We start from the raw sequence: 26,831 nt of genomic DNA, 5'->3' as shown, positions 1-26,831 counted from the left end.
GCATGTTGAACTTAGCGCAATTTAAAGCCGCAGCGGTGCAAGCGGCCCCCGTGTTTTTGGACACGAATGCCACTGTGGATAAAGCCTGTCTGCTGATTGAAGAGGCGGCGGATAACGGTGCCAAATTAGTGGCGTTTCCTGAAGTGTTTATATCGGGTTACCCGTATTGGAGTTGGGTGATGAACCCGATTGACGGCAGCCCGTGGTTTGAAAAACTGTGCAAATCGGCCATTGAAGTCCCAGGGCCAGAAATCCAAAAAATCGCTCAAGCTGCGGCACGTCACCGTATCAATGTGGTGATTGGCGTCAATGAGCGTAACCCGCACGGTATTGCTACCTTGTATAACACGTTAGTGACCATTTCTGATGAGGGTAAAATTCTGGGACGTCACCGCAAATTGGTGCCGACATGGGCGGAAAAACTGACATGGGCAAATGGCGATGCGTCCTCGTTAAAAGTGCACCAAACCAGCGTCGGGCCACTGGGTGCCTTGGCGTGCGGGGAAAATACCAATACCTTGGCGCGCTTTGCGTTATTGGCACAAGGAGAATTAGTGCACATTGCTAGCTATATTGCACTGCCTGTGGCTCCGAAAGATTATGACATGGCTGAGGCCATCCGCCTGCGTGCGTCGGCACATTGTTTTGAGGGAAAAGTGTTCACCATCGTTTCCTGCTCGACGGTGTCGGCGGAGATTATCGATGCGATATCAGCGAGCCACCCTGAAGCGCGTGATTTGTTGGCTCGCCCAAACAGTGCATTTTCGGGCATTATCGGCCCCGATGGTCGTGTGGTGGGGGAACCACTGATTGATAAAGAAGGGATTGTGTACGGTGATATTGATTTAAACCGCTGTATTCAACCGCGGCAAATGCACGATATCACGGGGCACTATAACCGCTTTGATATCTTCGATTTACAGGTAAATCGCCGTCCATTGAGTGCTGCCCGCTTTTATGGCGAGGGGCAAAGTGTGGATGAATTAAATCCCATGACTGATAGCGATGAACCGTTTGGGGAGAAAAAATGATGAGTCTGGCACGCACATTTCGGATTGGGCAGATTGTTCCGTCCTCGAACACCACCATGGAAACGGAAATTCCCGCCATTTTACGAGCACGGGAAGCGCAGTTTGCGGAGCGTTTTACCTTTCATTCCAGTCGTATGCGGATGAAAAAAGTGACCAAAGAGGAGCTGGCTCAAATGGATTCTGACAGCGACCGCTGCGCTCTTGAGCTATCGGATGCGGCGGTGGATGTCCTGGGGTATGCCTGCTTGGTTGCCATCATGAGCATGGGGAAAGGTTACCACCGCGTGTCGGAAAGCCGTTTACATCAACGTACGGTGGATAACGGCCACCCCGCACCGATTGTGACCAGTGCGGGGGCGTTAGTGGATGGGCTACATGCCATTGGTGCAAAAAAAGTGTCTATTTTGACGCCATACATGAAGCCGTTGACGCAATTAGTGATTGAGTATATTGAAAGCGAAGGTATTGAAGTGGTGGACAGCATTTCGTTGGAAATCCCTGATAACTTAGCAGTGGGTAGGCAAGACCCGCTGGCGCCAGTGGAAATCACTAAGAGACTCAACTCCAACGTGGATGCGATAGTCGCATCGGCTTGCGTGCAAATGCCATCATTGCCATCGGTGCAATTAATTGAAGACCGAGTGGGTTTACCTGTGCTGTCTTCTTCGGTGGCGACAACCTATATGATGTTGAAAAAGCTTGGCTTAGAGACACGGGCTGATGGATTTGGGTCTTTACTCAGTGGAAAGTTTTAGCTGAATTATCGTCTCCTTCTGCTACTCTTGAGGGGCTAGATTAAATGCAATTATGCATAGCGCGTATCGAGAGGGACAGATGTCAGACTCAAAGGTTTTTGTTGATAATTACTTGCCTGCCCTATTAGGGCAGGCATGGATGTTAGTTTCATCTGAATTTCATGCAATTGTTGAAAAAAAAGGGTTATCGGTATTGGAGTGGCGGGTGCTATCAACATTAGCGGGTAATGGCTCGATGGGGATCACTGAACTATCGCAAAAAACAGTTAGTAAACAACCGACAATTACTCGTGTTTTACAACGCTTAGAACAGCAAGGGCATGTGCTCCGTCACAATAATCATAGTGGGAGTGATAAGCGAATTACATTGGTGAGTGTTACCTCCAGTGGGATGGCATTAGTCGATGGGCTATTAGTTGAAGCACAACAACATGAAGAGGTGGTACTCGCTCCACTAGGTCTGCGTAAGAGTAAGATGCTTAAAGAAGTCTTACAGGAGTTAATTGAGCGCCATAGCTTAGAGAACGTAAGTGAGACAGGAAACACCGAGAAAAAAGCAACCAGCAAAAAACAATTAAAAAATAAAAATAACACTAAAAATTTAATTGAATAATCAATTAATGATAACTTAGAGAGCTATCTTATCTTAGATGAATGATTTTTGTATTACGGATATTTTTATTGTTAATTATCAAGTTGATAGGTAACTTTCTCACACTTGGTGACACTATTGGGGTAAATGATAACCTAATGATAGATAGGTAATTTCTGAATTTTGTTTTTTTTGTATCTGTTAATTAATTGCTACTTTACATTGATTCAATTTATCTATTAACTTCATTACTGATAATTAATGATTAGCTAAATATGGAGCAATCAATGTCAGTTGTGACACTTGTACTCGTTTTTTTACTTGCGGTTATTGTGAGTGTATTTATCTCGCGATTGCTCAAAGATATTATTCCATTACCCCTTATTCAGATAGCGCTGGGAGCTGGGCTGTCTCTGTATGGTTTTACGGTTGAATTTGAGCCTCATTTATTCCTCTTCTTATTTATTCCACCATTGCTGTTTCTTGATGGCTGGCGTATTCCAAAAGAAGCCTTATTCCAAGAAATTAAACCGATTATGTCATTAGCGATAGGCCTTGTTGTGGTTACTGTTATTGGCATGGGGTTCTTTATTCATTGGTTAATTCCTGCCATTTCATTGGCCGTTGCCTTTGCGCTTGCCGCGATTTTGTCGCCGACCGACCCCGTTTCAGTTTCTGCGATGACAGTAAACTCTCCATTACCATCGAGGATGGCGCACATACTGGAAGGCGAGTCACTGCTCAACGATGCAACCGGTTTAGTCTGCTTTAGTTTTGCCGTAGTGGCCGCGTTAACGGGGACATTTTCCCTTGCTTCAGCGGCGGGAGAATTCGTCTTTGTCGCATTCGGTGGAATTTTAATTGGCTTAGTGGTCGCTTGGGCAATTGGTTGGTTAAACCAATTTTTGGTTAAGCGTACAGGTGAGGAACCTGCTATCCAAATCATGATCAGCCTGCTAATGCCGTTTACGGCTTATTTACTTGCAGAGCACTTGCATGTGTCTGGTATTTTAGCCGCGGTTGTTGCGGGTATTGCTATGCACTATGAGAAAATTGCAGGGCGTATGCAGGCAGCGACACGGATGCAAAGTAAAGCCGTTTGGGACACTGTTCAAACGGCATTGAATGGGATGATCTTTATTTTGTTGGGTGAGCAATTACCAGGTATGTGGACAAACATGCCAGAAGTTGCGGCCGCCGCAGGGGCAAGCCATCCTTGGATGTTATTTGTTTACGTTGCAATTATTACGGTGGCGCTGGCAATCTTACGTTTTAGTTGGGTTTGGATCTCAATGACCTTGACCGTATTCCATAACCGTCGCCGTGGTAAAGAAGCGGATGTGGTGCATATTCGTATGATGGCGATTATGGCGACGGCAGGTGTACGAGGTGCAATTACATTGGCAGGTATTTTAACACTGCCATTATTGATGCCAGACGGTTCTCTATTCCCAAATCGTGATGTGGCGATTTTCTTGGCAATGGGCGTTATCCTGTGTTCATTATTGATAGCCAGTATTGCATTACCGATTTTAACAAAAGGTTTAGTCCAAGACTTGCCATATGACAATGATGAAATTCGTGCTCGGTTAGCGCTAAATGAAGCGGCTATGGCCCACTTACGTGAGCTAATGAACCACCCTTCAGAGGATATGGATGAAATCGCTATGCGTACCGAGGTTGGGGCACAATTGTTAGAAATTTATGGCAGACGACTCGATAACACCGATGAAACAGAATCTGATGTATATGATTTACATCGAATGATTGAGATGGAACGTCAAATGTCTAACTCTGCATTGAAAGCAAAACGTGAAGCGCTATATCTCATGCGGAAAAATAAAAACATTAATGAGCGGGTTTATCACCGTTTACGCGATGAATTGGATCTGAAAGAAGAAACGCTGAATCACCATAAAAATGGTAAACACTAGTTTATGAAATTAAAGGCCTGAATTTATTCAGGCCTGAGGTTGTTGACAAAGCAGGATAAAAGCGTGGTTTTTCCTGCTTTGTGTTATCAGCCGAAAATCAATAAATTGATTTTCCTCGTTTATTTTCAAAACTATCCAACCTGCAGCCAAACCTAATCGGTTTGTCAGCAGTCTGAGGCCTGAATTTATTCAGGCCTTTTTCTGAACAATATAAATGAGAGTGAAAACCGTATTTGACTAATCATATTGATGGCTGATAAGTTAGCATTAACTCTATTTAGGAAAAAAAATATGTCACAGGTTGTCGCACGTTTAAGCATGATTATTACCATCACTTAGTGGTGGGGATAAGCGACAACCGAAACCCGCCAGGCAAGGCGGGTTTTTTGTTCTTGTCTGGTCAAATCATCAGCAAGGAAACATATATGAATTTAACTGGAACACCACAACTCTCTGATAACAAAGTTCGTTTGCATTTTCTCTGTGGGAAAATTGCGTCTGGGAAGTCAACTCTCGCCAAACAGTTAGCTAAGCAGCCTCGAACGGTTTTATTGAGTGAAGATGAATGGCTTTCGACGTTGTACCCCAATGAAATCACAGAGCTTTCACACTATATCGCTAAAAGCGCCTTGGTGAAAAAGGTGTTGGAAAAACATATCAAGCAATTGATGGAGGCAGGTAATACGGTCGTGATGGATTTCCCTGCCAATACACCAAATCAGCGCCAATGGCTAAAATCACTCGCCCAATTATCGAATGTACCGTATGTTTTTCACGTTTTACAGGTTGATAACGATGAGTGCAAAGCACGCCTTGCAGCGCGTAATTTAACAGGTGAAAACCCTTTTCACACCTCAGACACACAGTTTGATTTAATCACCGCACATTTTTCTTACCCTGCGCCAGATGAACAATTAAATTGCCAGTTTTATCCTGAATAGGTGATATTTTCAGCGGTCTAACTTGTTCGCAGACTGCTGAAAATATTGATTATTTTGGACGGTACATCTTCACATTTTGTTGTTGTTCAATCCAATAGTAATCTGCGGGGCCACCTGCACGTAGCAACGGTTTTTGCACTGCACAATCATAAAGCCCATCAGTTAAGGTGGATTCATCAATATGCACCATGACAACCTCTCCCATGACCATCCACGTATCCAGTAATTGGCCATCAGCGCGTTTAAGTTGCTGATACTGAGTGACCACGCATTCCATCGAGACGGGAGTTTGTGCTATGCGTGGTGGCGAAATCAATGTTGAAGGTAGGGTGGAAAGTTGTGTTAAAGCAAACTCACTTTCCCCTCGCTCAAGGGTGGCACTGCTCATATTAACTTGCTCACCAAGGCTTAGTGTCGCAAGGTTATAGACAAATTCCCCTGTTTCGATGGCATTGGTGACAGAGTCTTTTTTACCCACGCTGGAAAAGGCCAAAATGGGGGGGAATAGTTAAAAATATTGAAAAAGCTATAAGGAGCAAGGTTGGTTCGGCCTTGGCTGTCACAGGTTGAGATCCAACCAATAGGACGTGGGCCGATTAAAGATGGAATAGGATCATGGGGAAGTCCATGCCCTTTAGTTGGTTGATAACTATAGAATTTGGTTGTCATTGCAAGCTCCTTTTTTGTTTTATCCTAACGGATAATAGGGGCTGGCGTAAGGTTAAAAAATGAAAAATGCAATGAACGCATAAAGTTAGCAGTCAGCGGATAGCAATGAGTGAATAATAGGCTGATATTACTCACCAATGCGCTGGATAAAACTAGAAGGGCTTTGTCCCAGCCACTTTTTAAACATGGTGGAAAAAGACCCGACACTGCTGTAACCCAAGTCAAAAGCCACTTCGGTAATCGATTTTCCTGCGGAAATATGAGTGATGGCACTGAGCAAGCAAGCTTGTTGGCGCCAATCTGAGAAAGACAATCCCGTTTGTGCTCCGAAAAAGCGGCTAAAAGAACGCTCACTTTTATGGAGTTTCGCTGCCCACTCTTGGGGAAGAGAGGTGATCTGAGGCGCCTTTAAAAATTCACGACACATATGGGCGAGGTGCTCATCCCGTGGGATCGGCGCATAAAATGGTAAAGGCTCCGCACGCTCAATTTCGTGCAAGATCAATTGGATCATGGCGCCATCACGGCCATGAAGGTCATATTCGATAGGCGTATCGACGGCTTCCAGTAATAACTGGCGAAGTAATGGTGAAACGCGGAGCACTTCGCATTTATTCCCTTTGCGTGGTGCCGCTGCGGGTTCGATATACAAGCTGCGCGTACTCACATTTAGCATGCGGGTTTCATGGGGCGTATTGCAGGGGATCCACACACCGCTATCTGGAGGAATAACCCACTCGCCATCATCTGTGCTCACTTCAATCAAACCTGTTGCACCATATAAAAATTGTGCGCGGCGGTGAACATGAGAGTCCAGTAACACATTCGGTAAGTAATCAGTTCCGATCGCGAGAACATCACGTGGAACCGAATCAACGGTTTTAAGGGGGATATTTCTCATGGAAATTCCTCTTGGCTGAAATACAAACATAATGATTTTTTTTCGAATATAGGCAATTTTTATTGATATAACCACATGTTTTCCATGGTTGGCTGAAATTCCGATCTCTTTGGCTGTTTTTCGAAAGTTGGTAAAACGGAAAATGATTACCCTAGCGCGGAAACCCAATGTATGCCTGAGGTAGAGTTATCATGGAAAATTACAACAATCAGAATGATGAGCAAGTCGGCCTGATTGAACCTTTAACCCGTCGTCGGTTTATTCAGGGCAGCTCTGCACTCATGGCTGTCCCTTTTTTAGCCGCAAATACGGTTGCTTCAACGCCAGAAAACCCAGATATCATTCCAACAAAAACGATTAATAATGAAGGGGAACGCGTCGTTTCCACTTGCAGTAGTTTTGACTGTGGTGGGAAATGCGATATTCGTGCGCATGTTAAAGAAGGTGTTGTCACGCGTATTAGCACTCGACCTGATGCTGATCTTGATGAAGATATGCCAATCATGCGTGCCTGCGTGCGTGGTCGTAGTTATCGGAAATTTGTTTACCACCCTAACCGGCTGAAATACCCAATGAAACGTGTTGGTAAACGTGGAGAAGGGCGTTTTGAGCGGATCAGTTGGGAGGAAGCCACCACGCTGATCGCAAGTAACATGCAACGAATCAATGAACAATATGGCCCCGCTTCACGCTTTGTTAGCTTAAGTACTGGGGTTACTGGGGGGATTTTTTCTGGTGCGAACATGTTACGCCGTTTATTCAATATCACAGGCGGTTTTTTAGAGAATTACCACTCGGTCAGTAATGGCAACACCATGGCGGTAACACCTTATACCTATGGAACTTCCGCGAGTGGCAGTACTTTGGATACGTTGGAAAATACTCCATTGGTGATTTTATGGGGGCATAACCCCAATGAAACCATTTTTGGGCATTCCAATCATTATTTCCAAAAAATGAAGAAAAATGGCACCAAATTTATTGTTGTCGACCCACGCTATTCTGATACTGCGTCGTCATTAGCTGACCAATGGATCCCCATTTTACCAACTACGGATAACGCGATGATGGACGCGATGATGTATGTGATCATCAGTGAAAATCGCCATGACCAAGCCTTTATTGATAAATATACAGTCGGTTTTGATGAGCACCAGATGCCTGATGGTGTGCCTGAAAATGAGTCATTGGTGGCTTATTTAATGGGCAAAAAAGATGGGGTAGTGAAAACCCCTGAATGGGCGGAACCCATAACCAAAGTTCCCGCAGATACCATCCGCCAGTTAGCACGTGAATATGCGGGTACTAAACCTGCAGCATTGATGCAAGGTTGGGGGCCTCAACGCCATATTTGCGGCGAGCGCTCAGCGCGTGGTGCAACGTTATTAGCGACTATCACGGGTAATGTAGGTGTGAAAGGGGGTTGGGCTGCGGGGTATGGTATGGCCGTTACGCCAGATTTACGCAAAACGTTGGCGGGCCCAAGCTTATTCGAAAACCCAGTTAAGGCGAAAATCAACATTACCAATTGGGTTCAAGCCTGTGAAGATAAAAGCCTTGTCACACCAAATAACGGCCTGAAAAATGCCGAAAAGCTCGATACCGAGATAAAAATGATTTTCTCGTTAGCGGGTAATTATATGACCAACCAAAATCCCGATATATTGCACGCCGCCAAAGTGCTGGAGGATGAAAGCAAGGTGGAATTTATCGTCTATAGCGACTTATATATGACACCGAGTGCCAAATATGCCGATATTTTACTGCCCGAAACCAGTTTTTTAGAGCGCTGGAATGTGGGGGGAACTTGGGGAACGGGTAACTACATTATTTTATCTGAAAAAGTCATTGAGCCAGAGTTTGAACGCCGCAGTGATTATGAGTGGTTGTGTGAAGTGGCTGAAAAACTCGGTGTAGGTGAAAAATTCAGTGAAGGCCGAACGGAAAAACAGTGGATTGAACATCTCGTTAACGATGCCCACCAAAAACGCCCTGAGGATGGAATTCCTACCTTTGATGAGCTGTTGGTAAAACGTCGTCATTTACTGAAACACAAACCGCATATCGGGCATGTGGCGTTTGAAAAAAACATTAATGATATTGAAAAACACCCATTTGAAACGCCATCTGGGAAAATTGAGATTTTCTCGAAGCGTTTGTATGAGCGTCATGATGTTGATATTCCAGCGTTATCTCATTATGTCCCAGCGATTGAAGGGCCAGAAGATGCATTAACGACACGTTTCCCGCTGCAGCTTATTACGTGGAAAGGCCGAAATCGCGCCAACTCAACGCAATTTGCTAACCCATGGCTGCAAGAAGTCCAGCGCCAAGAGCTATGGATTAATCCAATTGATGCTAAGCGCCGAAACATTGCTGAAGGTGATTATGCCAAAGTGAACAATGACCGTGGGGTAACACAAGTGCCAGTAAAAATCACTCAGCGCATTATGCCAGGGGTCGTTGCACTGCAAGCAGGTGCATGGTGGCAGCCTGATGAAAATGGTATCGACCAAGGTGGGTGCGCCAACGTATTAACATCAGCGCGTAGCACGGCAATGGCTCACGGAAATGCCCATCAAACATTATTGGTGGAGGTAACAAAAGCATGAGTAAATTCCACGTTTATCCCGCAGTTAGTGACAAACAACTCGGGTTTTATATCGATTCGGCACGCTGCTCTGGCTGTAAAGCGTGTCAGGTATCCTGTAAAGATAAAAACAACCTCGACGTCGGGCGCAAATACCGCCGTGTTTACGAAGTAACTGGCGGTGAGTTTATCGAAAACGGCACAGGGGGGCTGGTGAATAATGTCTTTGCCTATACGTTATCTATTTCATGCAACCACTGTGCCGACCCTATGTGTGTCAAAAATTGCCCGACCACCGCGATGCATAAGCGCGAAGGTGACGGCATTGTGATGGTTAATACGGACAAGTGCGTTGGATGTGGCACCTGTGCATGGTCTTGTCCGTATGGCGCGCCGCAGATGAACCCTGAGACACAACAAATGTCAAAATGCGATTTTTGCATTGACCTGCAGCTCAAAGGTGAGCAACCCGTTTGTGTGGCAACCTGCCCATTAGGTGCAATTCAGTTTGGCCCAATTGACGAGCTCAGAAAACGTTATGGTGAATTGGCGGATGTACGAGGGTTACCAGATTCCTCGATTACACACCCTAACCTTGTTATTCACCCACACCAAGGTTCTGGTCGTCAGTCTCAAGACACACAAGGAGAAACCAAATGAACGAATGGCCATTATTGTTATTCACCTTTTTGATGCAGTTATCTATTGGGTTAAGCATTATGTTAGGCGTTTCTGCAAAGAAACTGTCTTCGGTGTTTGCAGGTAAAATTAATTCGCAATTTTTCTTGTGGTATTTATTTGTGGCCTGTGTCTTTGCGGGGGTAGGATTATTATCTTCGATTACTCACTTAGGTGTGCCACTCAATGCACCTAATTCGTTGTTAAATCTTTTTTCCTCTTGGCTAAGTCGAGAAGTGGTTCTTACTGCCACCTACTTTACATTTTTAGGACTCACTTTTTTATGGCTTTGGTTTAAAAAAGAATTGTCTTATCTGCTACTGGGGATGGCGATTATTGCAGGGCTGTGTGATGTATATGCTATGGCGTCAATCTATCGTTATACATCAATGTTAACGTGGATGAATGATAATACTTATCTGATGTTCTACGGCACGATGCTAACGGCTGGCGCTGCGGGTTATTATTTATTAATCAGTTTATTACTGCGTTTTAAAGCAGGTAGCACTGGGGTACAAATTCCGACCCGCGGGCTGTGGATATTATGGGCAGTTATAGGGGGGAGCTTATTTATTCGCCTGGTTTATCAACCCGCTTATGAAAGTTACCTTGTCCACACGAGTTATAACAATGAGTCGATAACCTTTCCTATCGATTCTATTCATGCTTATCAAGCGATTTGGTCATTACGTATGACCAGCTGGGTGGTAGGAATGTTAGCGGTGATAGTTTTAGGCGTTGGTATATTCCGTCGTATGCGCACAGCGTCAAGTGAGGTATTAACTTCAAACGGTCAGGGCTATTTAGTGCTGGGGTGTGCCTGTGCGATTGTTGCTGAGTTTATGCTGCGTTATTGCTTTTACTCTATTCATATTTAAGGCAATTGTGATTCATTTTTTAGGAAGTCTTGGTCATTATGATCCACTTTTCACATTACGCAGCGGCTTTTAATATTTTGGGGACTTGCTATTTGTTTTCGCCCAATGATGATGCAAGTCACTATGCATTAAGCTTTTTTAAATTGGATGATTTTGCTGAACAATGGCCTTGTAAAATAAGTCCTCAATTGAGCCATCAAATCACGCAGTTTTTAAATATTGAACGGCAACAATTACATAAGCAATGGGCTGATTTGTTTATTGGCCTCAATACATTACCCGCTCCACCTTGGGGCTCGGTGTATCTCGACCCTGAGGGGGTATTGCAAGGTTCTTCAACGCAAGCGTTAAGTGCATTTTTACAACGCGAGCGGTTAAAAGTGCAAACACGTTACCCAGAACCTTCAGACCATGTTGGTTTAATGTTATTTCAGGCAGCGGTATTAGCGTCAGAGGTGAGAGAGCGTGCATTAAAAGAATTACTTGTTGACCATTTGGAAAGTTGGTTACCACAGTTTTACCATCAACTAAATAGAACAATGCCAAACTCTTTTTATTCGCCATTAACTGAGTTAGCGCTAGTCACAGTTAAATCATGCCGCTAGTCTTTTATCAATGTGACTTTTAATTCAGTATATTTGAATGTTAAATGGTTAATTAAACGTAATATTTGAATGAGGAAATAGTTAACAATTTATAATTAAATGAAAATTGATTTAGTTATAAGAAATGCAAATTAAAATGATTCCCACTTTAATTTTCTAAGCCATAATACATTTTTACGTCATACTACTTAATGATAGGTGTTTACAGCGAAGGGGGTATAAAGTGGTCAATCTATTTAATCGGCTGTTGTCCCATGAAGATGCGGGAAAATTACTGTTACGTCTTTCTGTGGGCGGGCTAATGCTGTTCCATGGAATGAGCAAGTTAATGACAGGTGCTAGTGGTATCAAGGCGTTACTGGCTTCTTACGGTCTACCTGAATTTATCGCTTACGGCACTATTCTAGGCGAAGTCGTTGCCCCTATTTTTATTATTTTAGGGATATTAACTCGTCCATCTGCATTGTTAGTGGCGTTTACCATGGTTGTTGCATGGCTGATGATTGGTTTAGATAAAACCTTCGTTCTGGATAAAACAGGGGCATGGGCGATTGAAAGTATTGTGTATTTCTTCTTAAGTGCCATTGCATTGGCATTTATGGGCTCAGGACGATTTTCAGTGATGCGCAATGCATGCTGGCGATAAATAAATTTTAGTTAAGTGTTTTGACATTGCTTTGAGAAAAGACCATCAAGATTTTCTGATGGTCTTATTTTTTGTCTAACGTACTGGGAATTCAAGGTGAGCGATACTTTTGCATTATTGGTAATTTAAGCCATTTTAGCTATAATGACTAAACAAGCCATTTTATCCTGTAGGTGATGTATGGAAACGATCTCCGCACAAGTTGCTAAAAATCAATTTGGTGATTTATTGATGAAAGTTCAACGTGCGCCTGTTGAAATAAGTAAACATGGGAAGCGTGTTGCTGTTGTTATTTCTTCTGATGAATATGACCAGTTAATGCAGTTAAAATTACAGAACTTAAAAGCGGTTTTGGCTGAATCTATTTCGCAAGCAGAGCGCGGGGAATTTCATAGTATTGATGATGTATTTGCTCCATTAACTAGGGATGAACTTGATAATAAGGCTTAAGGATGAGCGTTAGGTTTACTCAGAAAGCGAAAGGCCATATCCACTCAATTAGGCTTTATTCTATGCGTAGATGGGGGGCTAATGTTGCAGAGGCTTATGCTAACTCATTACGAGTGACAATGACCGACATACTCGCGAGCCAGCCATCTCTTGGGCGTGATCGCAGTGAAGATTTGTATTTGGGGATTTTCAGCTTCCCTGTCGAAAGTCATATTATTTATTATCGAAAAGCGCCTGAAGGTATTGAGGTGCTGGCAGTATTACATCATACGCAAGATCCCCATTCTCATTTATAAAAATTCGTTTTTGCGATAAGTCAATTTTCATTAGGTATTTGATATTGCTTTTGAAAGAAGACCATCAAGATTTTCTGATGGTCTTCTTTTTTGAACAATAACCTGTTGAATTAGTCATTTTTCAACACAGTTTCGCGGAAAAATAGGTCTAACAAGCTGCTGTCTCGACATGCAGGTTCAGGAAAATCCAAACGCTCAGCGCGTTCAACGGTCTCCATCACTAGCGCATCTATCGCAGGGCGCCTTGCACCATAATGGCTTTCGTCGACATTCGACTTTATCACTAACAGTGCTTCAATTTCTGCCAACACAGATTTATTGGTAACGGTTGCAGTCACTAATTCTGAAAAAGCCATCGGTGGCATACTTTTATGCATTTCTATCCAACGCAGTGCTAAAACGGCTCTAAGCAGATAAAAATACTTTTTAAGTTTGACTTCTTTACCTTTAAAATCCGTATGTAAGTTACGCTTACTGATTGATAAATAATGATATCTAGACTTTAATGGTGAATAAAATCTTGCAGCAAGTTGCTCTAGCTCAGCAAAAAAATCATTGTCTTTAAAGTAGACAATAGGGGAATGTAGCCATTCTATTAATGCGGGGTTTGAATTACGCATTAATTTTAAAGCCTTGGATAATTCCCAGCCAGAAACGTCCAGCTCATCATCTATCGGTTTCTCTATGACATCCCGCTTGGGGTCTAGCGTTAAGTACCAGTCTAATTTATGAACATAGATAAATCGCACATCATAGTCGCTGTCGCGGGAGGCAAAGCCCCAACCGCGACTGCCTGATTCACAAGCAAAAAGAACTTTAACGTGGTGACTTTCTTCTATGTCTTTTAAGGTACGGTATATCCGTTCTTTCATTAGCACGGATACGCTTCCACGGTTGGTTTCCATGCTTTCTCCTTTTTTAACCTTTCACACACACCACTTGGCGTAGGGTATGCACGATTTCAACTAATGATGATTGCGCTGCCATTACGGCATCAATGTCTTTATATGCCATTGGAATTTCATCAATCACATCGCTATCTTTTCGGCACTCAACGTGCGCAGTTGCCATTTTTTGGTCGCTGACTGAAAAACGCTTTTTAGCCTCAGTTCGGCTCATCACACGGCCTGCACCGTGACTGCAAGAGCAAAAACTTTCTTCATCGCCCAGTCCGCGCACAATAAAACTTTTCGCTCCCATTGACCCTGGAATGATCCCCATTTGGCCTTTTCGAGCAGACACTGCGCCTTTTCGTGTCACCAAAATTTCTTCACCAAAATGTAGCTCTTTTTGCACATAATTATGGTGGCAATTTACCGCTTCTTGTTGGGTGGTAAACGGTTTTGGAATTTCACGTGAAAGTGCTTCCAACACACGGTGCATCATCACTTCGCGGTTATGGCGGGCGAAATCCTGCGCCCAACCCACGGCTTCCATATAGTCATTAAAATGCACGCTGCCTTCTTCAAAGTACGCTAAATCCCTATCTGGCAAATTAGCGATATGTTGCTGCATATCCTTTTGTGCCAATGAAATGAATAGGTTACCTATCGCATTTCCTACTCCGCGTGACCCGCTATGTAACATCACCCATACACGATTTTGCTCATCCAAACACAGTTCAATAAAGTGGTTCCCCGTTCCCAGCGTTCCTAAGTGGTTATAATGGTTAGTCCCACGTAGTTTTGGGTACTTATCGCAAATACGTTTAAAGTCCTCATCCAAATGCGCCCAATGGGTATCCACAATATCTGGTGTACGGTGCCATGCGCCTTTATCACGTCCGTGTCGATGAGTCGTTCGTCCGTGCGGCACAGCGGCTTCGATAGCAAAACGAATATTCTGTAAGCTATCAGGCAAATCAGACGCGGTTAGGGATGTACGCACTGCAATCATTCCACAACCGATATCGACTCCCACTGCGGCAGGGATAATCGCTCCTTTGGTTGGGATCACACTCCCGATGGTTGATCCTTTCCCTACGTGTACATCTGGCATTACTGCTAAGTGTTTAAAAATAAAGGGCATCTTGGCGGTATTTTGCAATTGTGTTACCGCTTTCGGATCAACAGGAACGCCGTTAGTCCACATTTTTACAGGTACGCCAGTTTCTTGAATTAATTGATTGAAATTATTATGACTCATTGTTATTCCTTAATTTTTACCAATCCGTTTAATACTTGGTCTAATCCACCGTAAACGGAAATTTGGTCGATTCGATGTGCGATGCTTTCTAAGGTTTCGAGCTCTTTTAAGCGCAGCGCAACAGGGTTGTTTTCCATCACTTTGGCAGTATTTAACAGCGAACGCGTGGCGGCCGTTTCTTCGCGGCGGCGGATCACGTTAGCTTGTGCTGATTTTTCAGCTTCAACCACTTGGGACAATATAGTGCGCATTTCGCCTGGTAAAATAATGTCTTTTACACCAATGCTGTCGACCTCTAAGCCAAACTCCGCAATACTTTGCACCACTTGCATTAGCATGAGTTCATCGATTAACTGCTTGTTTTCTAATAGTTCATCCAGTGTGCGGGTGCCCACGATCTCCCTTAATGAAAACTGTAATTCACGGTATAAATGTTCTACTGGCTGACTCAATTGAGAAAATGCATGTAGCACATCGGCATAGCGCCAGTTAGCCGACAAATTAATGCGCAACGTCACTTTATCTTTGGTTAAGATTTCTTGCCCGCTGACTTCCAGTGATTGTAAACGCGTATCAATAATGTCAATTTCAGGCGTGTGTTCTACACGCCAGTAACCGTGCGTACCTGCTTCAAGTAAACCCGTGATTTCACCATCAATTTTTAACACGCCAATATGCCAAGCGGGTATTTGAGCGACAAGACACAGCTCGCTGCCTTTGATACGTTTTTTCGCGGCTAAGCGCTGTGTTAAGGCTTCTGGTAACACTAAATGCCCCACTTTTTGTTTTTCGACGCGCAGTGTATTGCCAGATTTCCAGTACAGACGGCGCGTTGCTGGCGATAAAATTTCAACCAAGTTATTGTGTGAATATAAAAAACCAATCTCATCATCTAATAAATCAATATCAACGCCATAGGAGGCTACCCAATTTGGGTGATATTGGCGAATTTGCTCAGCAAGCACAGAATCAATTGGTTTATCAATGGACTGTGAGCAAACATCAATGATTTGAATCTCAGGCTTCTGTTTAACTGACCAAAAACCGTAATTTCCCGCTTCTAACAGGCTTTTTATTTCACCATCCACTTTGAGCAGGCCAATTTGCCCCGCAAAAATTTGCGCCATTACACATAAATCACGGCCTTTAACCCCTTTTTTGTGCACTAAATGATCTGTTAATTCATTGGTCATGGCTAATTGGGTCACGTTATGTTTTTCGATACGTAAATCATCGTTGGTTTTCCAGTATAAACGGCGTGTTTGTGGCGCGATAATTTCAACTAAATGATGATGTAAGTATAAAAAAGCGACTTCATCATCGGATAAATTAATATCAACACAATACGTATTTACCCAATCCATATGGAATTGGCGCAAATGATTTGCCAGTTTTTCTTCAATCGGTTCATTGTTTAATGTGAAAAATGAAACCGTCAGTTTATTAAACCAATCTTGTACGCGGTGCTCGCCTGCCACTAACAGTTGTTTGAAATCACCATTTTTTGACGTTAGTGCAATAAGTCCTTGAGCAACATTTATTTTTTTCATTATTTTTCCTTTTATTTATGTGTCTGGCGCTGAAGAACAAAACGAAGTTATGAGGGGAAAGAAAGAGCGCCAGATCGGCTGTCTAAATTTCTGCTCATCACTCGGTGAGGCTCTCGAGTGCCAGTTGTTAGCTAAACTTCAGCTAGGTTTTATTTACGTTTGGAATCGTATTTTAAGTTCAGGAGTCGAACCTGATAGCTAGGCTATTACCAAGGTATCTTACCGACGGCGGCATACAGACCATGTAGTGACAACAGCCACCATGTCTGCACCGGTTGAACGCGAAGTTCAGACATTTTCCGGCAGTGGATAAATTTATAATTGCCAGAAGCGTGCCAACTTTTTAAATGAGGTGAAAAATATTTTTATCTTAATGAAAAATAAAGACTAATTATTTTTTGGCTAAATGTTGCTTACAATGAGAGAGAAAATGAATTAGGCTATTTATTATCTTTTTATATCGTATTTTATAAATTTATATAAATCATGAACGAGAAACGCAAGGTTGTGATAGGTGTGCTTGGCACGGTATTAGACAGGCGAGGTAAAAAAGCCAATCGCTGGACCAAATGGCGTCCAACTGTGGGGCTATGCCAACAGCCGAATATCAATATTGGTCGCTTTGAATTGATTCATCAGGTCAATGACTACTCGATGGCGCAGCGTGTTAAAGAGGATATCGAGCAAGCCTCACCGCAAACGGAGGTCGTATTGCATGAGGTGGATATTGCAGATCCGTGGGATTTCGAGGAGGTGTATACCTCGCTGCTCGATTTTTCTGCGAGTTACCCCTTTGATACGGATAACGAAGAGTACCTTGTGCACATCACTACAGGGACGCACGTGGTACAAATTTGTTGGTTTTTATTAACTGAAGCGCATTATTTGCCCGCTAAACTTATTCAAACATCACCCAGTGAAAAGGGCAGGGAAAAAGACCCGATGGGTATTCACACGGTGATTGACCTTGATTTAAGCCGTTACACCCATATCACTAGTCGCTTCCAAAAAGAGCAACAGCAGCAAGTTTTGTTTTTAAAATCAGGTATTGCCACGCGTAACAGCGCGTTTAATACCATGATTGAGCAAATTGAACGGGTGGCGCTACGTTCAAAAGCCCCTATTTTATTGAATGGCCCGACAGGTGCGGGGAAATCATTTCTGGCTCGACGAATTTACCAATTGCGTGAAAGCCGTCACCAAGTGAAAGGGCGGTTTGTGGAAGTGAACTGCGCCACGTTACGCGGTGATAATGCCATGTCGACGTTGTTTGGCCATGTGAAAGGGGCATTTACGGGGGCGTTAAACTCCCGAAAAGGGCTGTTAAAAGAAGCGGATAGCGGCATTTTATTTCTCGATGAAATCGCTGAGCTCGGCCTTGATGAGCAAGCGATGCTGCTTAAAGCCATCGAAGAAAAACGTTTTTTCCCTTATGGCGCCGATGAAGAAATTCACAGTGATTTTCAATTGATTGCGGGAACCCATCGCAACTTGGTGCAACAGGTTGAAGAGGGGAAATTTCGTGAAGATTTATTCGCCCGCATCAATATGTGGACGTTTGCTTTACCTGGTTTGCGCGATCGCCGTGAAGATATTGAGCCGAATATCGATTATGAGCTTGTGAAGTTCAGCCAAGATGCGCAAAACCAAATCCGTTTTGATAGCGAAGCGCGCAACGTGTATGTGAAATTTGCGTGCTCAGAACAGGCGTTATGGCGCGGTAACTTCCGCGAACTGGGGGCATCGATTAGCCGAATGGCAACATTTGCTGAAAAAGGGCGGGTCACCAAGTCGATAGCTGAAGAGGAAATTGAACGTTTGCAATCCCAGTGGCAAGTTAAATCAAGCAATCCATTACCTAAACACGTGGGTGAAATTGATTTATTCGACCAACAACAGTTAGCCACAGTACTGGATGTGTGCCGCCGTTCTTCATCCCTTTCAGAGGCGGGGCGTGCACTATTTGCGGTATCTCGGCAACAGAAAAAACAACCCAATGATGCAGATAGACTACGAAAATATTTGGCGAAATTTGGGTTAGATTGGGATAGTGTGAAAGCTGACGGTTAAGAGGCTTTATATTGCTAAATTGCAGAAATAAATCTCTCCGCTGAGGCTGAGATTTATGGTTTGGTAGATACGGTTTGTTGTGTTCGTGACTTTCTAACCTGAGGCGCCCTGAAATGGTTTTTCAGGGAGATAGCCATTAATTGCCGAGATTAAAGTTTTTGAGCCATCTCAAATTGATCACCGCTGTTATGACAATATGGCCCATAATGCTTTTTTTATTTTTTCTACCTGTTCAGTTTGATTTTTTCGACTTGATTGGAGAGGACTGACGACTAAGGTTGTGTCAGTTGAGTATTTACCATTCACACTCGCGTTAATATTGTGATTGCCTGCTTTTAGCTCAGGTAATGTCACATGATAAATACCCGTTTTTCCTTCTTTCGCTGGACGTGTATAGGCTTGCCCATCAATATTGACGGTAATTTCAGTTTCACTGGTCACCAAATTGCCATATTTATCGATTAGCTCGATAATCGCAATGCTATCTGTGCCAGACACCCGCTTTTCTATGTTAGTGATTTTCACCTTATCAACATGGGATGTTCCTGCTGCGTTATTAACCTGTACTGCAGTGAGAGGGCTACGGGTACTATTGATGAAGGTCGTTAAATCATTGCTCCCAACGTCTGTTAATGTCAAAGTAGTGGTGTAAGACCCATCGTTATTATCCATCCAGTTTAAGGTATTACCTTTGTGTTTACCGATATCGATATTCTCGGTATTTAAGCCCGCTAAGCCATTACCAAAGGTATCAGTCACCGTTACCGTTATATCAAGAGGATTACCGGATTGAAAACGGTGACTGTGATCAAGCGTGATAGCCACTTTGTCAATAACGCCTTTCCTGCCTTGTTGACCCATTTCGTTTGAGTTATTCAGTGGCTGCTCAATCAGTGTGCTTTTCTTGATTGATGCAATGCCACTTGCACTCACATGGACATCATCTATTGCATCGCTTTGGCTATATTCAGTAATAAACTGTCCTACCTTGTTATCATCTGTTAGTACGGGAATATTCACCAGTGTTAGCAGGTCATCAGAAGTTAGCATTTTTGCATGGCTAGCCATAACGAGTATGATGGCTGAAGACCATATTGTCGTAAAGAGGACAAAACCATTTGAAATCTTGTGTCTCAGTGTGGATTTTATCGTTGACGTAGCGGGGTTCATTCAATTTATTCCTAGTTTTATATTAACTCGGTTATTGTTGAATTTTTATATAGGTAAGAGCTTGTGAATTACTCTGACTTAAACAGAAGAGGAACTTCCAAAATGGAAAGACGTGGAGTGGAAGGCTTTTACTGGCAATGTTAAAAGCAACAGTACTGTGCATATATCCAATAAATCCATCAACTGGCGAGTTGAATTAAAAAATGTTAAGAACCAAATTTTGCCTCTGAGAGAGCAAATAAATTAAACTTATTTTATCGCAAGTAGTGTTATCCAATTTTTTGAAATAGTTCCCTTAATAAACTTAACGATGTATGTCTGTTTTGCTCATTTATTGAGGGCTTGAAAAGACTCTCTGTGCTTGGTTGAATATATGAGGTAGGTGCATACTTTAGAAAATTCACTTGTATTGTTCTACTATCGCCATTCAAGGTAGCAATGATATCTATGGAACCTTCAACTAAGCTGCTGATCTCTAATTCCGTATTTCCATACTCATCAGTCAGGTTAGCTGGTGAGATAATGCCATTTGAGGCTTCAAAGTGAACAAGTGCACCAGCAATGCTTTGTCGGCTATTATTTATAATACGCAGTTTGATTTTGTTTTTACTGATCCCATCTGCCGCTACATTGTTTCGAATGATATCAATACTACTAATAAATGACTGACTAATATCGGGTTTAAAGTGATACATTTCATTAATTTCTGGGCCATACTCAGTGTTTGCTTTTACTACATAACTTCCTGATATAAAAGTAGTAAATAGTATGGATGCCTCGCCTTTATCATTGGCGATAATGTTATATTTTTGCTCAGAAACCGCTTTTTTAGCTTTGGCTTTCCACATAAAATGATTAAGTAATGAATAATATCCCGTATTTTTTTGGTCAATAGATCTAAGATTTGCAGGCAATACGAAGTTGACTTTCGCATTGGGGACAGGGTGACCAAGAGGATCTTTAATTACGATGGCGAATGTATTTGCGTCCTTACCATCAGCGATACCATTATTTCTTTTCTTGGTATTTTCATGAGTGATAGTGAGCGCGCCTGTGCCAGTTACTTCAATTAACGTTTCCACTTGTGGTGAAACATTGCCTTTCGTGTCATAAACCGTCACGGTTAAGCGATAGAGGTTGAGCTGTTGGTTTTTTAATGCGTTGTTGGTAATTTTGTAAGACGGCAATTTTACTGAACTATCTATTCCATTAAGGTGGAGTCTTCCCCCAGCAGCTATCAATTCAGGGGCATCTACAACTATTTTTTCTATAGGATATTTAGTAGTTAAGTTGCGGATAATAGAGCGTTCTTCTCCTGTCACGCCCTGAATAACTTTCGGTAATGATAACGAAATTAAGGTTTTCTTCTGGTACTCCAACACAATATTGTTATTACGATTAACAAAGTCATAGCGATTGTTGGGAATATGACGATTAGCCTCTATTACTGAAGTATCAAGGTGCTGCTCTAAGCTTCTCCCTAACAACCAGTTGAACGCAATTTTTGCACCTGTTTCATTTGCTCCATTATTACCTATTCTATGTTCTACATTTAGAGCAAGGAGGGGGAATGGAGACCAGTTGACACCGACGGTAGCAGCCATTGGGTTTTTCTGGCGTTCATTTGTACCAAATAAAGCCACGTCATCACCGTAATATTGTTCAAGTTTTAGGTTAGCACCTAAATTAGAATAAGCGGGTAGCCAACCTTCAAGTTGAATATCCCAGCCGTTGGCTGGGCGTACATAATAATTATAGGCTAATTCGGATGCACTACGCCAAGTCGATAGCCCTAAATAGCTATTCGTACTCACCCTAGCGTAATCTTGAACATACTCCAAACCAAGTCCTAAGCGCGAATGGTAATGGGATAAATCATGGTCAAAGAAAGCATTTATCCCGACCATGCTATTTTGATGAAAATGACGTAATCCAATACCATTATTACTTTGCAGACGACCATCAGTACGATGAATACTGTGCTGAGAAAATAGTAAAAAGTCATGTTGGTCATACCAAGGTACTAGCCAATCTAATTGAGAGGTTTTAATTGATAACTTTTCATTAAGGTTAATATTTAGCCTAGTATTACCTGCTTTAGATAACCAATGTGTTATTTCATCAGTAGCGATATTTGCGGCTTTATGGCGAGCGTAATCTTGTGCCATATCTGCAAGTTTTTTTTGTTTTTTTTCTTCAGATACAAAGTTTGCTGCATTTTGCCCATATTCTGCTAAAAAACGTTCAGTGCTATCTCCTGATTGGGTTCCCTCAAATTGAAAGGCATTGCTACCTAGCGTAGGTAAATCGTCTAAATAGGCGATTTGGGCATAACTTGGCACTATTAGCCCAATAGCCGTGAACCAAATTACCGTAGAGAGTATTAAACTGCTCGGTAGTTTTGAGTTCAATTTTGACGAAGGGGAATTCATCGAACATATATCCTGATATCAATATTAAGACTGTTATTTTCAGGGTAAATAGTGGTCTGTGCTTGTGAATTGATTGGATTTAAACGGAAAGGGTATTCGTGTTGTGGAATCGTTCGAAATGGGCGTTGCTATCTTTTGATTAATAAAGTTTTTTACTCCCCGCTCTAAAGTAGAGGGGGGAGTGTCTAAGATGCTAAGGTGTTACTGACACGGTAAGCTTAGGGCTTGAATGCCCATTGATTGAAGCAATAATGTTAGTGTCACCAGATGGTAATAGTGTTAAGTAGGTAGAATAATCTCCATCACTTTCTTCATTCCAGCCCAATATATTGGCGTTATGGTGGCCAAGGTCGATATTGTTTGGGTTTACACCTTCAAGTGTGTTTCCAAAGGCATCGCTGAGAGTGACCGTAATGAGTACATCACCACCAACGGTGACATGATGAGTGGACGATGTTGATAGTTCAATGTTTTCGACGACACCTAACTGGCCTTTAGGACCGCTACCATCAGAATTAATCGCACTGATAGTTAGTGGTGGATTCACAGTTAGCGTATGTTTAGGTGATGTTTTTCCGTTCAAAGAAACGGAAATGGTGTAATCACCAGCCATTTGTCCTGAAAGTAACCCATAATACTCACCTAGATTAACGAAACTTTCTTCGATCTTGACGGGAATTTGTTTATTGCCAATGTTGACCATTATGATCCCATCCGCACCAGATACTGGATTGCCATTCACATCGGTTAATTTGAGTGACATCGTTATTTCTTTCCCTGCATAGACTGACTGAGTATTCAGGATCTCAATTTTTTTCAAAGTTCCACTGACAAAATAAACGGCAATGGTTTCTTTTTGGCCATTGATAGTTGCGGTAACTTCACTTGTTCCGCTTTTCATACTCGTCAAAGGCATTTTAATGATCCCCGCTTTATTAGTAATACCTTGAGCCGCAATATCCCCTAAAGTAGCGGTAAAATTGACGGTTTCACCTGCTATAGGGTTGCCCTTAGCATCGGTAATATAAGCTGAGACCATATTCGCTGACTTCCCATCGGAGAGAGCGCCTGTTTGGTCGATAGTGAAACTATGAATACGCGCCTGGCTAGTTGTTACGGTACTGATATCAGTGACTTCAATCAGAGTGTTACTTGTTGATGAGGCATTTCCGTTAATATCATAGGCAATAGCACTTAAATGATAACGATTCAATTTTTTACTTTCTGAAGGGGTTGATGCGGTTTTATAAGGCGGTAACTTTACGGTAGTATTTTGGCCAGAAGCATGAATAACACCGCCCGCAGCGAGTAGTTCAGGTGCATTCCAGACAATCTTTTTAAGTGGATATTGAGTTGTTATTGATTGTACGAGTGGTAACTCTTGTCCTGCCTCCCCTTGAACTTTTGCTACGAGTTTCAATTGAATTTCAGTTTTCTTTTGATAATCAAGAACAATATTGTTATTGCGATTGACGAAGTCAAAGCGATTATTCGAAACATGCCGTGATTCACCGACTTTAGATGGGTCTATTTGCTCAATGAAATTCTTATCAAATGCCCAAGTAAATTGTACTTTGGCACTGGTATCTTGTAATCCACTGCTTGTTTTGTGATCTGCACTAAAGGTGACAAGCGTAAAAGGAGTCCAACTTACGCCGAGAGTGGCTGCCATGGGGTCTTTTTGCAGTTTATTTTTCCCCATTAAAGCCACATTATGACCAACATACTGTTCAAACTTAAGGCTTCCACCGAGTTGAGGGTAAGCGGGTAGCCAACCTTGTGCTTGTAAATCCCACCCACGAGCAGGGCGTGCATTATAAGATTGGGGTAGCTCAGATGAGCTACGCCATGAAGAAACAGGGAAATAAGTATTCGCACTTAGCTTTAAGTAATTTTGCCAGTATTCAGCGCCAAGGCCTAATCTGGAATGGTAATGTGAAAGGTCATGGTCAAAGAATGCATTGATACCCACAGTGCTCTTATCATTGAAATGACGTAGACCAACCCCATTGTTGCTTTGTAATCGCCCATCTGTATTGTGAATACTATGCTGGGTAAACAACAACATATTAGTTTGCTGGTACCAAGGGATCAGCCAATCAAAATGGCTGTTTTTAAGGGATAATTGTTGATCGAAATTCAGGCCAACTTTCACATTACCAGCCTTTGACAGCCAACGGGTAATCTCTTCTATCGCGGCATTAGCAGCTTGATTACTGAAATAACTTTGCGCCATTTGTGAGATTTCATGGCCACTTTTTTGTGAGGCGATCAATGTTGCTGCAGTTTTACTGTATTGAGCTAAATTACGCTCGCCATCGTTATTTTCTGCCATTTGGTTAGGGCTGCCTAAAATTGGAAGCTCATCTGGTGTTAGCATTTTTGCATAGCTGGGTAATATTGGTACCATAGCTAATGGCCCGACCGCCATCAATAAGGCACAAAGGGTGGGAAATTTATTTTTAGAGCAAAACATTAAATCTATTCCTAGGCTGGATATTCATTATTATTATTTTGGAATATGAGCGACTGGAAACGCTTGGGAATTAATTGGATTAATACGGAAAGGAAATTTGTACGCTGGAAATGTTTGGAATTGGTGACGTTGATTAACATCCGCGAGCATATCGAATAATAATTAGAACAAGCTGGTATTTTATTGTTTGGAAAAAATCTTACTTTAATAAAAACAAATAAATAGATAGAGGAAGTATGGAACTTACATTTTTAGGAACCAGTGCAGGGGTGCCGACAAAAGAACGCAATGTCACCAGTATGATATTAAATTTGGTCGGCATTCGAAAAAGTTATTGGCTGTTTGACTGTGGCGAAGGGACACAGCACCGTATCCTTAATAGCCCATTTAAAGCACCAAAAATTGAGAAAATATTTATTACCCATTTACACGGCGACCATATTTTTGGCTTACCAGGGCTTTTGTGCAGCCGTTCAATGGGCGGGGCAACGGAGCCATTGACACTGTATGGGCCAAAAGGGCTCAAGCAATATATTGAAACGGTGTTGTCTCTTAGTGTGTCTTATATGACTTATCCAATTGAAATTATTGAAATTGAGGCGGGGCAGTTATTTGATGATGGCGAGTTGATTGTGACGGCTTACTCTCTTGAGCACCGTGTAGAATGTTATGGTTATCGTATTGAAGAACACGCCAAAAGTGGGCCGTTAGATGCGAACAAATTGGCGAGTGATAACATTCCCCGTGGCCCATGGATGCAAGCGCTTAAAGCGGGTGAGACCATAACCCTTGAAGATGGTCGTGTGGTTAATGGTGCAGATTACCTTGGTGAACCTATCCCTGGTAAAGTTATCGCTATTTTTGGAGATACACAACCGACGCCACAGGCGTTTGAACTTGCTAGAAATGCGGATGTGATGGTGCATGAAACCACGTTGGAAGCAGCTTTTACAGAAAAAGCGAATGAGCGTGGGCACTCAACAACAGTGCAAGCGGCACAATTAGCCCGTGAAGCAGGGGTAAAGCGTTTTATTGCCACTCACTTGAGTGGGCGTTATATGAGCGAAGATATTCCAAGGTTATTAATGGAGTGCCAAGCTGAATTCGCGGAGACTCAAATTGCCGAAGATTATTTGACGGTGAAGATTTGATTTAGCGGGCAATGATGAGCCCGCCACCTATTTTTGACTCAGTAAATTACTTTCACAAATCCATTACGACAGTAAGTTTCATACTCATCGGAAAGCTGCCTGTTTGTGACTATCACATCAAATTGTGATAATTCCCCCATATTGGCGGTCGCCACTTCATCAAACAAGTTATAAGGTGCCAATAAAATTTTACGGATGGATTTTTCCATCGCTTTTTTCTTCATTGGTAAATCGTCAATATTATAACAGGTTACGCCATATGTGCTGTGGACGCCTGCGGCAGAAATAAAGGCTTTTTTGGGGTTAATGGAGTCAAGCAAGGAAGGCAGAGAAGGGTTGTAAAACGAGTCGCTTTTAGGGCGGTATTCACCACCGCATAATAAGGCGGTGGCGTTTTTTTTCTGGCTAAGGGCGAGAAAAACGTTATGGGAATAACAAATTCCCGTGAAACAGATTTCTTCTGGGATAAGGGAAATCAAGGTCGCCATCTCAATGCCATTATCGAAGAAAATAACGTCATCTTCTGTGACCATACTCGCCGCGAGATTAGGAATATAGAGTTCTTCGGTTTGATCTGGCGTGAAAACATCGGCTTGCTGCTCCTGAGCAACTAAATTTACAGGTTGGGTAACAGAAACAATGTAGCCACCAAGCAGTGACATCGGAATAGGGCCTTCTGCATCAGCGTTAAGGTCTCGGCGGATGGTCATTTCAGAGACTTCGAGTATCCTAGCGGCTTCTTTAAGATGAATGCGTCCTGAACGTTTCAAACATTCACTTAAGCGGCGAAGGCGTTCTTTTTGTTTAGTTTCTATCACCCTACAATCCTTTTATGATATACAAAATTGGCGCGGTTAGACCGCGCCCCATC

Annotated in this window: 22 protein-coding genes and 1 pseudogene; 14 read left to right on the top strand and 9 right to left on the bottom strand. The window is 42.6% G+C overall.

Going from position 1 to position 26,831, the window contains the following annotated elements; genetic code table 11:
* The first annotated feature begins 2 nt into the window (after positions 1 to 2).
* The 5 genes from PSF27_RS13320 to PSF27_RS13300 all read left to right on the top strand — a co-directional run bounded on the left by PSF27_RS13320 (position 3) and on the right by PSF27_RS13300 (position 5,253).
* Positions 3 to 1,031, top strand: a complete 1,029-nt coding sequence (locus PSF27_RS13320) for a carbon-nitrogen hydrolase family protein (RefSeq protein ID WP_272681642.1) — start codon at positions 3 to 5, stop codon at positions 1,029 to 1,031.
* Entirely contained in the window at positions 1,031 to 1,786 is a 756-nt protein-coding gene (locus tag PSF27_RS13315) for a maleate cis-trans isomerase family protein (RefSeq protein WP_272516347.1), read from the top strand. The genes PSF27_RS13320 and PSF27_RS13315 overlap by 1 nt, the downstream gene beginning before the upstream one ends.
* A 79-nt stretch (positions 1,787 to 1,865) precedes the next feature.
* Positions 1,866 to 2,399, top strand: a complete 534-nt coding sequence (locus PSF27_RS13310; RefSeq protein ID WP_241016898.1) for a MarR family winged helix-turn-helix transcriptional regulator — start codon at positions 1,866 to 1,868, stop codon at positions 2,397 to 2,399.
* Between the two features lie 266 nt (positions 2,400 to 2,665).
* Entirely contained in the window at positions 2,666 to 4,312 is a 1,647-nt protein-coding gene (locus PSF27_RS13305) for a Na+/H+ antiporter (RefSeq protein ID WP_206086283.1), read from the top strand.
* Positions 4,313 to 4,737: 425 nt separating this feature from the next.
* The gene (locus PSF27_RS13300; RefSeq protein ID WP_272681641.1) at positions 4,738 to 5,253 is read left to right on the top strand and encodes an AAA family ATPase; all 516 of its coding nucleotides are present in this window, start codon (positions 4,738 to 4,740) and stop codon (positions 5,251 to 5,253) included.
* A gap of 49 nt (positions 5,254 to 5,302) precedes the next feature.
* Here the strand turns inward: PSF27_RS13300 and PSF27_RS13295 are convergent.
* Both PSF27_RS13295 and PSF27_RS13290 read right to left on the bottom strand, forming a co-directional pair.
* Positions 5,303 to 5,922, bottom strand: a pseudogene (locus PSF27_RS13295) (flavin reductase family protein).
* Between the two features lie 127 nt (positions 5,923 to 6,049).
* Complete coding sequence (locus tag PSF27_RS13290) at positions 6,050 to 6,823, bottom strand: AraC family transcriptional regulator (RefSeq protein ID WP_272539594.1); 774 nt, start codon at positions 6,821 to 6,823, stop codon at positions 6,050 to 6,052.
* Between the two features lie 191 nt (positions 6,824 to 7,014).
* Between PSF27_RS13290 and PSF27_RS13285 the strand changes: the two genes are divergently transcribed.
* The 7 genes from PSF27_RS13285 to PSF27_RS13255 all read left to right on the top strand — a co-directional run bounded on the left by PSF27_RS13285 (position 7,015) and on the right by PSF27_RS13255 (position 12,966).
* Complete coding sequence (locus PSF27_RS13285; RefSeq protein ID WP_272681640.1) at positions 7,015 to 9,435, top strand: DMSO/selenate family reductase complex A subunit; 2,421 nt, start codon at positions 7,015 to 7,017, stop codon at positions 9,433 to 9,435.
* On the top strand, positions 9,432 to 10,073 hold the full coding sequence (locus PSF27_RS13280; RefSeq protein WP_272539593.1) for a DMSO/selenate family reductase complex B subunit: 642 nt from the start codon (positions 9,432 to 9,434) through the stop codon (positions 10,071 to 10,073). The genes PSF27_RS13285 and PSF27_RS13280 overlap by 4 nt, the downstream gene beginning before the upstream one ends.
* Positions 10,070 to 10,969 carry a dimethyl sulfoxide reductase anchor subunit family protein gene (locus PSF27_RS13275; protein WP_272681639.1) on the top strand — a complete coding sequence of 300 codons (900 nt, stop codon included), beginning with the start codon at positions 10,070 to 10,072 and terminating at the stop codon, positions 10,967 to 10,969. Before PSF27_RS13280 ends, PSF27_RS13275 begins: the two co-directional genes overlap by 4 nt.
* Positions 10,970 to 11,007: 38 nt before the next feature.
* Positions 11,008 to 11,574: a molecular chaperone TorD family protein gene (locus PSF27_RS13270; RefSeq protein WP_272681638.1), complete on the top strand. Its 567-nt coding sequence runs from the start codon at positions 11,008 to 11,010 to the stop codon at positions 11,572 to 11,574.
* A gap of 223 nt (positions 11,575 to 11,797) precedes the next feature.
* Positions 11,798 to 12,220: a DoxX family protein gene (locus PSF27_RS13265; protein ID WP_206086291.1), complete on the top strand. Its 423-nt coding sequence runs from the start codon at positions 11,798 to 11,800 to the stop codon at positions 12,218 to 12,220.
* Between the two features lie 180 nt (positions 12,221 to 12,400).
* Complete coding sequence (locus PSF27_RS13260) at positions 12,401 to 12,670, top strand: type II toxin-antitoxin system Phd/YefM family antitoxin (protein WP_206086292.1); 270 nt, start codon at positions 12,401 to 12,403, stop codon at positions 12,668 to 12,670.
* Positions 12,671 to 12,672: 2 nt separating this feature from the next.
* Positions 12,673 to 12,966, top strand: coding sequence for a type II toxin-antitoxin system RelE/ParE family toxin (locus PSF27_RS13255; RefSeq protein WP_272681637.1), 294 nt, complete (start codon positions 12,673 to 12,675; stop codon positions 12,964 to 12,966).
* 110 nt (positions 12,967 to 13,076) lie between these two features.
* On the opposite strand, the gene PSF27_RS13250 is transcribed toward PSF27_RS13255, so the two are convergent.
* The 3 genes from PSF27_RS13250 to PSF27_RS13240 are packed head-to-tail and all read right to left on the bottom strand — an operon-like array spanning position 13,077 to position 16,238.
* Positions 13,077 to 13,871, bottom strand: coding sequence for a nucleotidyltransferase domain-containing protein (locus tag PSF27_RS13250; protein WP_206086294.1), 795 nt, complete (start codon positions 13,869 to 13,871; stop codon positions 13,077 to 13,079).
* Positions 13,872 to 13,884: 13 nt separating this feature from the next.
* Positions 13,885 to 15,111 carry an RtcB family protein gene (locus PSF27_RS13245; protein ID WP_272681636.1) on the bottom strand — a complete coding sequence of 409 codons (1,227 nt, stop codon included), beginning with the start codon at positions 15,109 to 15,111 and terminating at the stop codon, positions 13,885 to 13,887.
* A 2-nt stretch (positions 15,112 to 15,113) separates the two neighbouring features.
* Entirely contained in the window at positions 15,114 to 16,238 is a 1,125-nt protein-coding gene (locus tag PSF27_RS13240) for a slipin family protein (protein WP_206086367.1), read from the bottom strand.
* 909 nt (positions 16,239 to 17,147) lie between these two features.
* Here PSF27_RS13240 and rtcR point away from each other — a divergent pair.
* Complete coding sequence (gene rtcR / locus PSF27_RS13235) at positions 17,148 to 18,731, top strand: RNA repair transcriptional activator RtcR (protein WP_272681635.1); 1,584 nt, start codon at positions 17,148 to 17,150, stop codon at positions 18,729 to 18,731.
* A gap of 186 nt (positions 18,732 to 18,917) precedes the next feature.
* Here rtcR and PSF27_RS13230 read toward each other — a convergent pair whose 3' ends face one another.
* From PSF27_RS13230 to PSF27_RS13220, 3 genes are all read right to left on the bottom strand, one after another.
* Positions 18,918 to 19,901 carry a hypothetical protein gene (locus PSF27_RS13230; protein ID WP_272681634.1) on the bottom strand — a complete coding sequence of 328 codons (984 nt, stop codon included), beginning with the start codon at positions 19,899 to 19,901 and terminating at the stop codon, positions 18,918 to 18,920.
* Between the two features lie 269 nt (positions 19,902 to 20,170).
* Entirely contained in the window at positions 20,171 to 22,243 is a 2,073-nt protein-coding gene (locus PSF27_RS13225) for an inverse autotransporter beta domain-containing protein (RefSeq protein WP_272681633.1), read from the bottom strand.
* Positions 22,244 to 22,526: 283 nt separating this feature from the next.
* Entirely contained in the window at positions 22,527 to 24,809 is a 2,283-nt protein-coding gene (locus PSF27_RS13220) for an inverse autotransporter beta domain-containing protein (protein WP_272681632.1), read from the bottom strand.
* Between the two features lie 236 nt (positions 24,810 to 25,045).
* Between PSF27_RS13220 and rnz the strand changes: the two genes are divergently transcribed.
* Positions 25,046 to 25,960: a ribonuclease Z gene (rnz, locus tag PSF27_RS13215; RefSeq protein ID WP_272681631.1), complete on the top strand. Its 915-nt coding sequence runs from the start codon at positions 25,046 to 25,048 to the stop codon at positions 25,958 to 25,960.
* A 38-nt stretch (positions 25,961 to 25,998) separates the two neighbouring features.
* Here rnz and deoR read toward each other — a convergent pair whose 3' ends face one another.
* Positions 25,999 to 26,778, bottom strand: a complete 780-nt coding sequence (gene deoR, locus PSF27_RS13210; protein ID WP_272681630.1) for a DNA-binding transcriptional repressor DeoR — start codon at positions 26,776 to 26,778, stop codon at positions 25,999 to 26,001.
* Between the last annotated feature and the right edge of the window lie 53 nt (positions 26,779 to 26,831).

This window comes from Providencia sp. PROV129, from assembly GCF_028482245.1.
Lineage (GTDB): Bacteria > Pseudomonadota > Gammaproteobacteria > Enterobacterales > Enterobacteriaceae > Providencia > Providencia vermicola.
Note: the sequence above shows the minus strand (reverse complement) of the source record. Positions and strands in the feature narration are given on the sequence as shown.

Coding starts and splice junctions, on each gene's coding strand:
- PSF27_RS13320 (WP_272681642.1), top strand. CDS start 3: ATGTTGAACTTAGCGCAATTTAAAGCCGCAGCGGTGCAAGCGGCCCCC.
- PSF27_RS13315 (WP_272516347.1), top strand. CDS start 1,031: ATGAGTCTGGCACGCACATTTCGGATTGGGCAGATTGTTCCGTCCTCG.
- PSF27_RS13310 (WP_241016898.1), top strand. CDS start 1,866: ATGTCAGACTCAAAGGTTTTTGTTGATAATTACTTGCCTGCCCTATTA.
- PSF27_RS13305 (WP_206086283.1), top strand. CDS start 2,666: ATGTCAGTTGTGACACTTGTACTCGTTTTTTTACTTGCGGTTATTGTG.
- PSF27_RS13300 (WP_272681641.1), top strand. CDS start 4,738: ATGAATTTAACTGGAACACCACAACTCTCTGATAACAAAGTTCGTTTG.
- PSF27_RS13290 (WP_272539594.1), bottom strand. CDS start 6,823: ATGAGAAATATCCCCCTTAAAACCGTTGATTCGGTTCCACGTGATGTT.
- PSF27_RS13285 (WP_272681640.1), top strand. CDS start 7,015: ATGGAAAATTACAACAATCAGAATGATGAGCAAGTCGGCCTGATTGAA.
- PSF27_RS13280 (WP_272539593.1), top strand. CDS start 9,432: ATGAGTAAATTCCACGTTTATCCCGCAGTTAGTGACAAACAACTCGGG.
- PSF27_RS13275 (WP_272681639.1), top strand. CDS start 10,070: ATGAACGAATGGCCATTATTGTTATTCACCTTTTTGATGCAGTTATCT.
- PSF27_RS13270 (WP_272681638.1), top strand. CDS start 11,008: ATGATCCACTTTTCACATTACGCAGCGGCTTTTAATATTTTGGGGACT.
- PSF27_RS13260 (WP_206086292.1), top strand. CDS start 12,401: ATGGAAACGATCTCCGCACAAGTTGCTAAAAATCAATTTGGTGATTTA.
- PSF27_RS13255 (WP_272681637.1), top strand. CDS start 12,673: ATGAGCGTTAGGTTTACTCAGAAAGCGAAAGGCCATATCCACTCAATT.
- PSF27_RS13250 (WP_206086294.1), bottom strand. CDS start 13,871: ATGGAAACCAACCGTGGAAGCGTATCCGTGCTAATGAAAGAACGGATA.
- PSF27_RS13245 (WP_272681636.1), bottom strand. CDS start 15,111: ATGAGTCATAATAATTTCAATCAATTAATTCAAGAAACTGGCGTACCT.
- PSF27_RS13240 (WP_206086367.1), bottom strand. CDS start 16,238: ATGGCGCAAATTTTTGCGGGGCAAATTGGCCTGCTCAAAGTGGATGGT.
- rtcR (WP_272681635.1), top strand. CDS start 17,148: ATGAACGAGAAACGCAAGGTTGTGATAGGTGTGCTTGGCACGGTATTA.
- PSF27_RS13230 (WP_272681634.1), bottom strand. CDS start 19,901: ATGAACCCCGCTACGTCAACGATAAAATCCACACTGAGACACAAGATT.
- PSF27_RS13220 (WP_272681632.1), bottom strand. CDS start 24,809: ATGTTTTGCTCTAAAAATAAATTTCCCACCCTTTGTGCCTTATTGATG.
- rnz (WP_272681631.1), top strand. CDS start 25,046: ATGGAACTTACATTTTTAGGAACCAGTGCAGGGGTGCCGACAAAAGAA.